The organism is Priestia sp. YIM B13551 (genome assembly GCF_042787905.1).
Taxonomy (GTDB): Bacteria; Bacillota; Bacilli; order Bacillales; family Bacillaceae_H; genus Priestia.
The window spans coordinates 23508-36568 of the sequence record NZ_JBHZOX010000011.1; the positions used below are offsets into that span (position 1 = coordinate 23508).

General features: G+C 35.3%; 12 protein-coding genes. 1 reads left to right on the forward strand and 11 read right to left on the reverse strand.

Annotated features, from left to right (window positions below; genetic code table 11):
* Window positions 1–227 precede the first annotated feature (227 nt).
* From ACFX4N_RS27565 to ACFX4N_RS27585, 5 genes are all read right to left on the reverse strand, one after another.
* Entirely contained in the window at window positions 228–1562 is a 1335-nt protein-coding gene (locus ACFX4N_RS27565) for an MFS transporter (protein WP_377263451.1), read from the reverse strand.
* Window positions 1563–1668: 106 nt separating this feature from the next.
* Window positions 1669–2652: an agmatinase family protein gene (locus tag ACFX4N_RS27570; RefSeq protein ID WP_192100870.1), complete on the reverse strand. Its 984-nt coding sequence runs from the start codon at window positions 2650–2652 to the stop codon at window positions 1669–1671.
* Complete coding sequence (gene hutI / locus ACFX4N_RS27575; RefSeq protein ID WP_192100871.1) at window positions 2627–3922, reverse strand: imidazolonepropionase; 1296 nt, start codon at window positions 3920–3922, stop codon at window positions 2627–2629. Before hutI ends, ACFX4N_RS27570 begins: the two co-directional genes overlap by 26 nt.
* Window positions 3923–3941: 19 nt before the next feature.
* A complete protein-coding gene (hutU, locus tag ACFX4N_RS27580) occupies window positions 3942–5609 on the reverse strand; it encodes a urocanate hydratase (protein ID WP_377263454.1) in 1668 nt (555 codons plus the stop codon).
* Between the two features lie 149 nt (window positions 5610–5758).
* A complete protein-coding gene (locus tag ACFX4N_RS27585; protein ID WP_192100873.1) occupies window positions 5759–7246 on the reverse strand; it encodes a helix-turn-helix domain-containing protein in 1488 nt (495 codons plus the stop codon).
* Window positions 7247–7501: 255 nt separating this feature from the next.
* Between ACFX4N_RS27585 and ACFX4N_RS27590 the strand changes: the two genes are divergently transcribed.
* A complete protein-coding gene (locus ACFX4N_RS27590) occupies window positions 7502–7612 on the forward strand; it encodes a small, acid-soluble spore protein, H family (protein ID WP_377263456.1) in 111 nt (36 codons plus the stop codon).
* A 269-nt stretch (window positions 7613–7881) separates the two neighbouring features.
* On the opposite strand, the gene ACFX4N_RS27595 is transcribed toward ACFX4N_RS27590, so the two are convergent.
* The 6 genes from ACFX4N_RS27595 to ACFX4N_RS27620 all read right to left on the reverse strand — a co-directional run bounded on the left by ACFX4N_RS27595 (window position 7882) and on the right by ACFX4N_RS27620 (window position 12605).
* Complete coding sequence (locus ACFX4N_RS27595; protein WP_053488389.1) at window positions 7882–8109, reverse strand: helix-turn-helix transcriptional regulator; 228 nt, start codon at window positions 8107–8109, stop codon at window positions 7882–7884.
* A gap of 324 nt (window positions 8110–8433) precedes the next feature.
* Complete coding sequence (locus ACFX4N_RS27600; protein ID WP_192100874.1) at window positions 8434–8913, reverse strand: MerR family transcriptional regulator; 480 nt, start codon at window positions 8911–8913, stop codon at window positions 8434–8436.
* Window positions 8914–9059: 146 nt separating this feature from the next.
* Window positions 9060–9218 carry a hypothetical protein gene (locus ACFX4N_RS27605; protein ID WP_157835298.1) on the reverse strand — a complete coding sequence of 53 codons (159 nt, stop codon included), beginning with the start codon at window positions 9216–9218 and terminating at the stop codon, window positions 9060–9062.
* A gap of 93 nt (window positions 9219–9311) precedes the next feature.
* On the reverse strand, window positions 9312–10100 hold the full coding sequence (locus ACFX4N_RS27610) for a ParB N-terminal domain-containing protein (RefSeq protein WP_192100875.1): 789 nt from the start codon (window positions 10098–10100) through the stop codon (window positions 9312–9314).
* 109 nt (window positions 10101–10209) lie between these two features.
* A complete protein-coding gene (locus tag ACFX4N_RS27615; RefSeq protein WP_377263459.1) occupies window positions 10210–11514 on the reverse strand; it encodes a replication protein in 1305 nt (434 codons plus the stop codon).
* A gap of 524 nt (window positions 11515–12038) precedes the next feature.
* Window positions 12039–12605, reverse strand: coding sequence for a hypothetical protein (locus ACFX4N_RS27620; RefSeq protein WP_192101398.1), 567 nt, complete (start codon window positions 12603–12605; stop codon window positions 12039–12041).
* Window positions 12606–13061 lie beyond the last annotated feature (456 nt).

Sequence of the window (13061 nt, forward strand, 5' to 3'; positions counted from 1 at the left end):
AAATCTTGGCTATCCTGTAGTAATAATTTGATATAAGAAAATATACGTCTAAAAGCATACAATAAAGTAGATAGATATCTAAGTAGTAGAGTAGAACAAAATTATTGTTTTATTAAGAAGCATGTTTGTTAACAGCTGTTTATTTTCATGGTTTTATATTCCTTCGTTCTTAAATTAGGTATCTCTTTTTGATAGAAGCTCTTTATCCTATAGAAGAATAATGGTTACTATAATATGATATTTTTCTCATTATGCATATCTGATATATGACTTCGTTGTCCTGGTTTTACAAATATCATAGATACCATTCCAATTATTACGGCAATGGCAGCAGCAGTAAACATAGCATTATATCCATGTGCCGCAACAAGGCTTCCTGTTAGTGTAGGCGCAATAATAGTAGCCAGGTTCGCAATAAAATGAGTTACTCCCCCAAAAGTTCCGGCTTTATTAGGCTCTGTATCAAGAACAACTGTCCAATAGATCGAATTGGGTAGGTAATTAAAGGCATTACCTATACACATTAATAAAAGTACTGAGGTCGCACTTCCAACCGTGGGGATTAGCATAAAACAAATAGCTGTAAAAAATAAGCAGACTACTGTGAACCAGGATCTGGCTATACGTAAATTCCCAGTTTTCTCACGTAACTTATCGGAAATTTTCCCTCCTACTAATCCTGTAACAATAGCACCTACCCATGGAATCATACCTATATATGAAAGAGATGCTAAAGAATAGTTAAATTCATCTTGCAAATATTTTGGAGTCCAAGTTAGTAATAGAATATTGACATACAAAAATGCAAAGTACCCAATGGCATTCATTACTAATGTAGGGTTTTTAAAAAAATAATACCAAGGAACATTTTTGGAGTTTGTTTTTTCTAATTGTGATTCACCTTTTATTAAACTATCTATACTTCGAATTTTTTGAAGTTCAATCTTTGAAACTCTCGGATGATCTTCAGGTAAATTTGTAAATATTTTTCTCCATATTAATACCCAAACAAAACCTAACAGACCAAGAATAATAAATGTTACCTTCCAATTAGTAAACGTTAAAAGGCCCACTACGATAGGTGCGGTGACCAATGCTCCAATTGGAGTTCCAACTAAGCCAAGTGCTACAGAAAAACCTTTTTCTTTTGGAGATACCCAATTTGCCATCGTTCGGTTCATTGTAGATAAAGTAGGTCCTTCAGCCAGTCCAAACAAAACACGAAATACCGCAAAACCAGCTAATGCAGAACCCCCAAAGAACGCTGCACCTAAGTGACCAGCAAATATTGTCCCAATTTCAAATATAGACCATGTGGTTCCAGCAAGAATCCACATAAACTTAGGACCTTTCTTATCTGCCAACGCCCCTCCGAATAGTGCACCGAAAATATAACCATAGCCAAAATACCCCAAAATTGCTCCCCAGCTTACGGGATTTAAGTTGAATTCTTGAATAATTTCAGCCTGAGCGTATGAAAGTGCTCCTCTATCTATGTAATTTATAATTGTTATAATAACAATCATAAAAATAATAAAGTAGCGATAATTGTTTTTCACCAATTACTTCTCTCCTCTCTCATTTTTTCACTTTTCTTCCTGAGAAAGAAAGTTTCATGACAAATCGCTAGAGATTTGTCACTTTCAAAAGGATAAGGAAATTAATATTTTATTTTCTATTTGCAAAGCCTGTTAAAAAATTCAAGAATACATGAACTCCTGCTTTAACAGTAATTCCTGATTTATCGCGTAAGGGATCTAAACATACAATATCCATTGCTTGGACTAATGGATGTGAGCCCGCAATGTATATAGCTTCAAATAATTCATCCGTTCTCATTCCTCCTGTTGTTCCTGCTGGTACACCAGGGGCATAAGCCACATCAAGAACATCCATATCTACTGTTAGATAGATGACATCCACTTCCTTGGCTAAATCATCTAAGGCTCTTTCAACTATACAAGAAATCCCTGTTTTTCTAGCTTGAAGTAAGGTTACGTAATTAACACTTTTAGTATCTGCATACTCTTTGAGAGATTTTGAGTTATAAAATCCATGCAGGCCAATATTCCAAACGTTTTTGCCTTCAATTGTACCACTCTCAATCAGGTTTCGAATTGGCGTTCCATTTGATGGTCCGTTATCTTCTAAACTGCGTAAATCAAAATGTGTATCGAATTGAAGAATTCCTATACGTTGTTCTGGATGCGACTCTTTCCAGCCTTTTACTAACATAGCCGTAATCGAATGATCTCCCCCTAACATGATAGGCAATGTATGAGGGTGATATTTCCGCATTGAAATCATTGCTTCTTTAATATACTGATGAGAAAGTGAAATATCTGTTACATGCTGTTTGACATCGCCTAAGTCTAAAACCGATAAGGGGGTCAAATCCGTATCGTATTCAATATGATACGGATTAAACGATTTCCATAGTTGTCTCATGGCCAAGGGAGTTTCACTTGCTCCTGATGCACTAATAGAAGATCTGGAAAGAGGGACTCCCAAAACGGTTACATCTACAGCTTGAAAATCTATTTCATCTTGGACCTCAAAAGTCTCGATCCAATCACTTACCTTAGGTTCAGTTGAACGCTGTCTTTCCCAATGAAAAGAGGGACGATTAAGTTGTGGGTACGGGTACGTCACGCAAAGCCCCACCTTCCACAATCACTTGTCCTTTTTTAATGACAGTATCTACAAGGTTCACTGCATAGTTATACTGCAACGTTTGATAATTCGGTGCATCAAATAAAACAAGGTCCCCTTTCTTTCCTACTTCGATACTCCCCACTTCATCAGCTTTTCCGATGGCATGAGCTGCATTAATTGTACATGCTGTTAGAACTTCGGCTGGCGTCATCTTCATCGTAAGACACGCTAGATTCATAATAAAAGGTAACGATTCAGTAGGTGATGACCCTGGATTACGATCAGTTGAAAGGGCAACCGGAACTCCGGCTTCAATCATCTTTCTTGCATTCGCAGGCTTCTCCATTAAAAAGAACGCTGTACCCGGTAACAAGACTGCAATAACACCACTTTTAGCCATTTGTTTAATACCTTCATCCGATGCTTGTAATAAATGGTCGGCCGAAACAGCTCCCACCTTGGCTGCAAGTTCTGCACCGCCGAATTGAACAATTTCATCTGCATGTATTTTTGGTTTTAAACCATACCTTTTTCCTGCCTCAAGAATTTGCTCCGACTGTTGAATTGTAAAAACTCCTTCTTCACAAAAAACATCGCAAAACTCAGCCAAATTTTCTTCTGCAACTCTTGGAATCATTTCCTCTATCACTAAACGAACAAATTCGTCTGGATTTTCTTTATATTCAACTGGAACAGCATGGGCTCCCATAAATGTCGAAACTATATCAATAGGATGCCTTTCATCGAGCTTTTTTGCTGCTCGTAGCTGTTTCAATTCATCTTCCAGTGTCAAACCATATCCACTTTTCGCTTCAACCGTCGTAACTCCATATTGTAGAAAACGATTTAGGCGTTTGGAGGTTTCTTGAATCAATTGTTCTTCTGTAGCTTCTCTTGTACTTGTTGTTGTCTGGAGAATTCCTCCGCCTGCCTTTAGGATATCAATGTATTTAGATCCGTTTAATCGCATCTCTAGCTCTTTTTCACGACTTCCCCCAAACACAATATGAGTATGAGCATCGATTAGACCTGGAGTAACAATTTTTCCTGAAGCATCAATCGTATTGATATGTCCATTCAACGTATGAACATAGCGTTCTGCTTCAACATCTGATCCAACAAATGTAATCATTCCATTTTCCACTACCACACTGCCATGTTCGATAATACCGATATCGGACATATCTTGAGCACGTTTTGGTTCTTTACTTCCACCTCTAACTGTAATCAGTTGTGAGGCACGTTTAATATACATAATAGATGACATACTACTCACTCCGTTTCCTTTAGTCTAATGTTGGAATGTTCATGCCTTTTTCCTTGGCTGTTTGAATGGCTAACTCATAGCCTGCATCTAAATGGCGAACAACCCCCATACCAGGATCTGTTGTTAATACACGTTCAAGACGTTTAGCCGCATCTTCCGTGCCATCTGCTACTACGACCATACCTGCGTGAAGAGAATATCCCATGCCTACGCCACCACCATGGTGAACAGATACCCAACTTGCCCCTGCGGCTGTATTAACTAGTGCATTTAAAATAGGCCAATCTGCTACAGCATCACTACCATCTCTCATCGCTTCTGTTTCGCGGTTTGGCGAAGCAACAGATCCCGCGTCTAAATGATCTCTACCAATAACAATAGGTGCTGAAAGTTCTCCAGATGCAACCATTTCATTAATGATTTTTCCAAATCGTGCACGTTCTCCATATCCTAACCAACAGATACGCGCCGGTAATCCTTGAAATTCAATTTTTTCTCTCGCCATTTTAATCCAGTTACAAAGGTGAGTATTATATGAGAATTCACGTAAAATAACTTCGTCTGTTTTATAAATATCTTCTGGATCACCTGATAAAGCTACCCAACGGAACGGTCCTTTTCCTTCACAGAATTGAGGGCGAATATAAGCAGGTACAAAACCTGGGAAGTTGAATGCGTCTTTTACGCCTTCATCAAGCGCTACTTGACGAATATTATTTCCATAGTCGAAAGCAATGGCTCCTTCTTTCTGCATATCTAACATAGCCTGAACATGAACAGCCATACTAGCTTTAGATTTTCTTACATATTCCTCTGGATTCTGATTACGTAATGTTTCTCCTTCCGATAGAGTTAATCCAATTGGTAGATAACCATTTAATGGATCATGTGCGGAGGTTTGATCCGTTACAATGTCTGGAATAAAGCCACGTTTAATCATTTGAGGAAGCACTTCAGCTGCATTTCCAACCAACCCAATAGAAAGCGCTTTCTTTTCTTTTTTTGCTTCTTTAGCTATTTTAATTGCCTCGTCCAAACTTTCTAACACAACGTCACAATAGCGTGTTTCAATTCGTTTTTCAATACGTGTTCGGTCAACATCAATTCCAATGACTACGCCCCCTGCCATTGTAACGGCTAATGGCTGAGCGCCTCCCATGCCTCCTAATCCAGCTGTTACGGTAATGGTACCTTCGAGACTACCATTAAAATGTTGTTTCGCACATTCAGCAAATGTTTCATACGTACCTTGTACAATTCCTTGACTTCCAATATAAATCCAGCTACCGGCTGTCATTTGCCCATACATCATCAATCCTTTTTTATCTAATTCATGGAATTTTTCCCAATTCGCAAAGGCCGGAACAATATTGGAGTTAGCTAAGAGTACACGTGGTGCATCTTTATGAGTTTTAAAAACAGCTACTGGTTTTCCAGACTGTACTAATAGTGTTTCATCCTCTTCTAGATCTTTCAAAGTGGCTACGATACGATCGAATGCATCCCAATTTCGAGCTGCCTTCCCTATTCCCCCATATACAACTAATTTCTCCGGATGTTCTGCCACTTGTGGGTCTAGGTTATTCATTAACATACGAAGAACAGCCTCTTGGACCCACCCTTTTGTATTTAATTCAATTCCTTTAGGAGCGCAGTATTTGCGCAAGTTAACTGATTGAGTATTCATCATATAGTCCCCTTTCTGTTAATTAATAGTTTATTAAAAAAACACTAACAGAAACAGAAGATAATAATCAGAATATAAGTAATATTAAAACTATAACAATCTTTAATATTACCAAATTCTTCATTAATTATAGGAAAATAACTAGATATCTAGATAAACATTTGATTTTTCCAGATAGAAGGTGATACACCAGTCTGATTTTTAAATACCCTACTGAAATAATTTGGATCCGAAAAACCTATAGAAAATGAAATTTGCTGAATTGACAGTGATGTTGTAGATAATAGATGTTTAGCTTTATTTATCCGAACATTCGTAAGGTATTGCTGAAATGTTTGTGATGTTCTCTGAGATAATACATAACTAAAATAACTTGGACTTTTATTAACATAATCAGCTACTACTACGAGGTTTAAATCTGTCCGACTGAAGTGTTCATCAATAAACCTCAAACCGAGTTCAATAAAGTCATTTTGAGTATTTTTTTGCTGAGTTTTAACTTGTTCTAAAATTTTATCAATAAAAAGTAATAATTCCTGTACAACTTTAAAAAGTACTGGTGAATTAAGAACAATATTAAAAATGTTTTGATATTGTTCCTCTAATGCTTGATTTTTTTCTAATCGATAGGATTTCATATGCCTCCGTATCTGTGCAAGAATACTAGTAAGGCTAATACGGATTAACTCAGGTTCAGGGTACCCGTTAGGAAAATTAGTGAATTTCTCATAAAGCCAATTTTTTATAGGTATTAGGTTTTCTCCCTCTAACATTTTAATCCATATTCGTTGTTCTTCAGAATTTAATAAAGGATCAAATTCTTCAAAGCTCGGGAATTCGGAAGCCTTCATAACTTGTGTATATCCCTTGTAAAATACCATTTTTAACGTCTGGATACACCTCATATAACAGGCATGTAAGGAGTCCTCAACTTTATTTATGGAGTCAATACTAATAAAAACTCCCCCGTTCAGTAATTTGATTGAATTACTAATGAATCTAGTAGAATCTATGTACAACTTGTCCATTTCAAAAACAGAAAAAAGACATACTATGTAATCACTAAATAATAAAACAACCGGTGTTTCCATAAATATGTATTCATTAATATACTTATAAAGTTCTTTTAAATCGTCTGGATATTCCGGTTTTATTATCATCATTCCTTTATAATCATTAGAAAACTTTACCTCAGTTTCTATCATCAATGATTGGTAATATCTATAATTTTCATCTTTGTTTTCTAAATGAATAGGCTTCTCTTTAAAATTTGATAGCTTTTTTATACTCTTTTCTAATGACTCTTTTAGTTTCTCAGGTAACAATGGTTTTACTAATAAATTAACAGCTTGAAGTTGAATTGCTTGCCAGGCACGTTCAAAAATTGCCTCAGTAGTGATAGCTATTATAACTCCTTGGTAATTTTCCACTTTTCTTAAGATAATCTCCCAACTGTTAGTTGAAAACATTTCTAACTCTAAAATCAATATATCTGGTTCACTTTTTTCAAATTCATTAATAAACTGCCTTGCATCTTCAACTAAACATACTTCATTAAATTTCATAGAATAAGAATTTATTAACCATTTAATACCTACTCTTTCTGTAGAGTCTCTATCGGCAATTATTATTCGCATTACTCTGTCCTCCTATAATTTAACAGGGAATAATTAGACATAGCTATTTACTCAAAAGATAAATTGTAAAAAACTAAATCTGGATAATTCCTGCTCTTATTATATAAGTATATATAATACTTAGGCTCCTAGCACATAAGGTATTTAATGGTAAGTGGTCATCCTTCTTTTTTTCGAAATAGAGGATTAAATGGATTAAAAATAATCAAAAACCAATACTGTTACTTTTATAAATAAAAAGGAGGCGAGATAAAGGTGGATGTACAAAGAGCACAAGAAATTGCAGATTCAGTGGACATGGTCACTGTAATATATAATGGGAAAAGTATTTACATTGAGCATATAGAAAGAGGAATAATAGCTTGAAGACAGTTAATTTAATAGAGAATGAGGTTTATTCTCTAAAACGATTATATGGGGACATTAACTTTAAAGATAAAAATTTATAGGCAAGTTCTTTCTAAGAGGAGCTCTAGATTGGTTTAACTAAATTTTATTAATTAGTTATAGCTTAAAAGAAGGCGAGATACTTAAAACAACCTTTATCTCGAATTGATCCTAAATCGAAATATAGCAACATAATTTACATTTCCATATAACACTAAACCCCATGTTATATATCATTTACATGGGGTTTAGAATTGAAAGAAATCATCAATATCTTTTGTTTTATCTACTTTTTGAACGGTGGCCATGATCTTTTTCATTACTCTAGGAGTTGGAATATAACCTTTGGTGTTACAAACTCGCCAAATAGTGTTTCGGGAAACACCACTTCGTTCAGAAAATTCACTTTGTGTAATTCCTTCTCGATCCAGCCAACGACCAAATTTACTGCGATTCGGGTTACGCCACCAAAACACATCTCTCACTCTCCTTTTTTATTAGCTTGTCCACTTTGCACCAAATTGAATCAAAAGTGTTTGAAAAATTAGGAATAAGGAAGCGTTTTTAGCATAGAATAAGAGAAATAAGATTCCTCTACACATGTTGTCGATATTTTTGTCATAATCATATAGCATGAATACAGTTAAGACCGCCTTATAGACTGATACATAATGGGCGGTCTTTGTTATGGATATTCTTTGAAATTGAACTTCACATAAAAAAAACCTTTTCCCCTACCTAGAGGGAAAAGGTTTTTTTGTGTGAATATTAGATAATGAGATGCCACCCATTGTAGCAAATTATTTTTCAAAAAAGGTTTTTAACCACTTATAAAAACTCTTCTTTTGTTGTTGTGCTTTTTTTAACGACCGAATTTCGCGAGCCATTGAAATTAATTGACGTTCTCGTTCTTCAAATTTTGCATCGATATAGCTTTGTATCTCTTTCATTTGTGCTTCGAGTGGTTCTAGGATAAGGGTTTGTTTTTCAGTTGAAATGTTAGGTGGAGTGTCTGGTATTTGTACTAAGTTAAATTTTTTTGCAACGGTTATAACGGCTTTTTCTAAGGTCATTTCGGGATGGGCATAAATTCTTTTTAGTTCATGAAAGATAGTAACGTCGTCATTTGTATAAGCTAATCTGCCTTGTTTTTTAGTAAATTGCACACCAATTTTGGCAAAATGGAAGTTGTACTTTCGGATAGTTGCTATGGACAAACCAAGTATATCAGCTAATTCTTCGGTGGTATATGCTGCTTCTGCGGTTATGACTCTCAACATATGATCACCTCCTCTTATCAAGAGAACTATTCTAGGTATATACGTTAAAACCTTCAAATAATAAGAGGACCATATTTGGTGTTTTGCCATTTTGCCGTTAATATACCAAGAAACAGTCTTGGCTGAAAATAAGCTAGTACGTTCAACTATTTAATTATTTCATAAATTAAATAGTTGCCCCAATCCCTCATTACAATGGTTTCTCCTGCTCCAGCTTCTTTCTGTAACCACTTTTCATCTTCGTTCATATTTTTTAATTCATGTTTTACCGTTAATAATCGACAGCCTAGCATTCTCATAGCCATGGGATAATCAAGTCCACCTGCTCGATATTTGGGCTCACTTTTTCATCTTGAGTCAAGGTGTTCTTCTTCTATACCAGTCTACTCTCACTTTATTTACTTTTGATATTCATAGACAACAGGAACTTGATCCATTTTGACCGTTTTAGCCACGACATAACGGCGGTATCCATCTTTTAAGATCTTCGATCCTTTTTCAATCGTCAACGGCTCATCTAAACGTCCTGTACGCTTCACAAAATCGATAACCTTTTGCGTTTTTTCAGGGTTTGGGCGTGTCTTTAAGAACTCTTCAGGAACGATAATATCATCAAAGTTCAATAGATCCTGAGTTCCCTTCGGTTGGTTTGATAGTGTTGTCTTTTTTTCCTCAGCCTTTTTCTCTTCTGTAGGTGCTTGTTGTACTTCTGGCTGAATAGGCTTTACTTCTTTCTTCTCTTCCTTTGCTACAGGCTGAGAAACAGGTACTTTTTCTTCTCCCTGTTTAGTAGATTCCGTGTTCTTTTGGGCTTCAGAAGGCTTAGATGCTTCTTGTTTAGGTTCTTTTTTCGCATCTGACTCATTCTTCTCTTTGTCATTTTTATTCGGAAGAACGGTAATCTGGAAACAAATCACCCCTATTTCACCAGGGCATTCATCAATGGGAATGTCTAACGTTGGTTCCCCTTGAATTAAAATCTTTTCATGCATGATGCTTTTCTTCGTGAGTCCTGTTTTATTAAAGGCTTTCTTCGCAACAAATACGGTATACGAAATAAAGGTACTCTTCTTTAATCCTTTAGGCGCAGATGGTGACCCTTTTTCACGCATATCAAAGGCAACGTAGCGATCATATTCTCGTAGTGGTCCTGTGGCTGATCCGGTTAACGTAATTTTATGTGGCATAATAGTCTCCTCCTGCGTAGATTATTAGTTATTGTTTATTTAGAACACAATTCTAAATAAACATATTCTATTAAAACATCAGCTTCTAAGGAATTTCTACTTTTTTTGATTAGGAAGCTGTGTCTTCTAACTGGTTATGTTGACGTAAACATTCTTGTTCATCTGGCGTTAAGGCTCGTCCCAAGTCCTGTTTTACTTGAGCTATCTCCAACAAACTATACGTGGAGCTGTGCTCCTCCAGCAAGTTCTCTTCTTCTGGTGTTAGCTCTTGTCCTAAATCTTGCTTTAACTGAATCATTTCAAGCTGTTGATCCAAAGAAATATCTGATTCTTTTATAGCTTCTTCTTGTTTCTGCTGTTCAGTTTTTAACCAATCAGGAACCAGTTCCTTACGGATAATATGTTTTGGTTTGGCCAATGTTGTTGTTTGAGTTTCGTTATGTATAACTTCTTGTTGGTTTGCGTATACTGATGAATAATCCTGCCCTTTAGGGTTTACGAATTCATAGAATTGGTTTTTCGCAATTTGATAGATTAATCGACACATATCCCGCAGGGATAAGGGATTGCCTTGTTGATTAGCTTCATGGACATATTTATCTAATCCCACGATGGATGTATACGCAATTTCATGGACTTGCTCTTTTTCAATCTCAATTTCTGTATCTCGTTTGACAGCTTTTGCAGCATTTTGAATACGAGCATAGAAGTCTTGTAGTTGATGTCCATACTTACCTGCATAGACTTGATTGACTTTTTTAGGCACACCTTTGATATAGGTGAAGGCCTGTGAAACAGACATTAAATGATTATTTATATGATTTACAGGTAAATCAAGGTTAATAAAGGCATCAGGTGATTTATCGGCCTCTAAGCTTGGTGTATCAACGTTTTCAGTGCTTTCTGGATGCGTCACAGGACGTGTCACAGGAGTGGTCATTTCTTCTTGCTGAAGCGTTTGTACACCTGTTGTATCATGGGCAAAAAAGATTTCGTCGCAAATGTGATGAAAGTTCTTATGACTTTTAAGGATAAATACATAGCTATCAGGATGAGTACCTGTTGCATCTTCTTTAATGTATCGTGCCACAAGTATAAAGGGTGTCGCTTTTAGCGAGCGTACAAAACGAGAAACCGTACTTTTGGAAACATTAAATTTTTTCATCAGCGTTTCAGAACGGATCGCTTGAATGCCCGTAGCCATTAGGTTATAGATGACGTGATCAAGCATTTCCATTCTTTTTTTAGGAAATTCTTTATGTATGGCTGATTGATGTTGTTTAAAGTGGGTACGAAGACTTTCTAAAAACTCTTCTTTCTTTTTCCGAAGTGTGGACTTGTTGGTCCATAACCATTTGAACCGCCCATTGAAGGTATCTACATCTTTTAGATAACAGGTTAATATTTTTGTCATTTGTTCATCGTCTCCTTTAAGGAACACAAAAAAGACACTGTTTCCCTGGAAAAAGGAAAACAATGCCTTGATTTTGATGAACTAAGCCCTTGAAATAGATGTCAATTTCATATAAAATAAAAACATAAGTTTTATTTTATAGAAAAACTAACTCTATTAACAAGAGACTTCGACAAGTGTTTTCCCTACTGTGATTAGGGGGAACGGTTTAAGTGTGTTGGTCGCACTACTTAAACAGTTGAAGTCTTTTTTCTATTCCGGTCATTTTTGTTAGTTTTATTATAGCGTTAATTAATCTCATAATTCAATAAAAATTAGTAATATATCTCAAAAGAATTCTTTTGAACTGTTTTTCCTTAATAATAAATTTGTTTTATTATACAATTCATTTTAAAAAATAAGGAGGGTCAAAAAAATACCCCTCCTCAATATATTTAAAATATGTTATAATTAATAGATTTTATAATCGGATTATAACACTATAATAATAAAAAGCTTCTACTATCCCTAGTAGAAGCTTTTTATTATTTACCCATTAATTTTTCCCACCATGTTTTTTTCTTTTCTAACTCTGCACTAGCAGAAGCTTCTTCAATCATTCTTTTACTTTCTGATAATCCTTTTCTTAATTCTCCAATCAACTCAGCATCTTTTCTGTTTATCATTTGCTTTAATTCTTGGTTGGTTTGACTAACTTTCTGTAACTCTTCTACTAACTTTTGATTAAATTGCATTTGCTGTGTCATCTGTTGTTCTTGTTGTTGTAACATTTTTCTTATTTCACTCAGCTCCTCGTTTATAGAGATAGAACCTTTCTCTTCTTGATTTTTGACTGTAATAGTTATAGGAAGCCCATCACTTGCCAAATTATCGTTTACATCTTCTTTTAATAATCCCTCACTATAAAGTTCACGGATTTTCTTTAATAGATCTAGTGATTCAATACTTATTTTATAGCGTCTACCTTCTTTTTTGAAATTTAAAAACTGTTCATGATTAATTAGATATCTTTTTAATGTTTCAGGAGGAATATTGGTATATTCAGATGCTTCTGGTACACCAATGAAATTTGCATTTTCAGAATTATTCATTTAATCCACCACCATTTATTAGTGTTTTATGTACATTCACTCAGTTCACAGTCATTCACATATGAATTTTATGAAGATTCATTCGGTTCACGGTCATTCATTCAAGGTATTTGCTTATGTTCACTCAGATCACTGTTATTTACCTGCTAGGTTTATGAATATTCACCCGATTCACAGTCATCTATTCATTTAATTTTATATGATTTCGACAAAAAATCAACAATTCCTGTTTTGAGTTTGTATATATGGTTTATTTTATGAACTGTTGCGACTCTAGTTTAACTTAAGTTCTACTCGGGTGAATATCGGTGTGTTTCGTGGTGAATGTATGGTGAACTTATGTGTGTTTTGGTTGAACTTGTGTTTTAGGGGTGGGAAGAGCGATCATCAAGTGCTACTAAAGGTTAACTTGAGGTTTTTAGTGACACCAATCGCTGTTTTATAGAAATAGGGAGA

Excerpts from the sequence above, each read along its gene's own strand:
- hutI (WP_192100871.1), bottom strand. The coding sequence starts at position 3,922 with ATGTCATCTATTATGTATATTAAACGTGCCTCACAACTGATTACAGTT.
- hutU (WP_377263454.1), bottom strand. The coding sequence starts at position 5,609 with ATGAATACTCAATCAGTTAACTTGCGCAAATACTGCGCTCCTAAAGGA.
- ACFX4N_RS27585 (WP_192100873.1), bottom strand. The coding sequence starts at position 7,246 with ATGCGAATAATAATTGCCGATAGAGACTCTACAGAAAGAGTAGGTATT.
- ACFX4N_RS27600 (WP_192100874.1), bottom strand. The coding sequence starts at position 8,913 with ATGTTGAGAGTCATAACCGCAGAAGCAGCATATACCACCGAAGAATTA.
- ACFX4N_RS27605 (WP_157835298.1), bottom strand. The coding sequence starts at position 9,218 with ATGGCTATGAGAATGCTAGGCTGTCGATTATTAACGGTAAAACATGAA.
- ACFX4N_RS27610 (WP_192100875.1), bottom strand. The coding sequence starts at position 10,100 with ATGCCACATAAAATTACGTTAACCGGATCAGCCACAGGACCACTACGA.
- ACFX4N_RS27615 (WP_377263459.1), bottom strand. The coding sequence starts at position 11,514 with ATGACAAAAATATTAACCTGTTATCTAAAAGATGTAGATACCTTCAAT.
- ACFX4N_RS27620 (WP_192101398.1), bottom strand. The coding sequence starts at position 12,605 with ATGAATAATTCTGAAAATGCAAATTTCATTGGTGTACCAGAAGCATCT.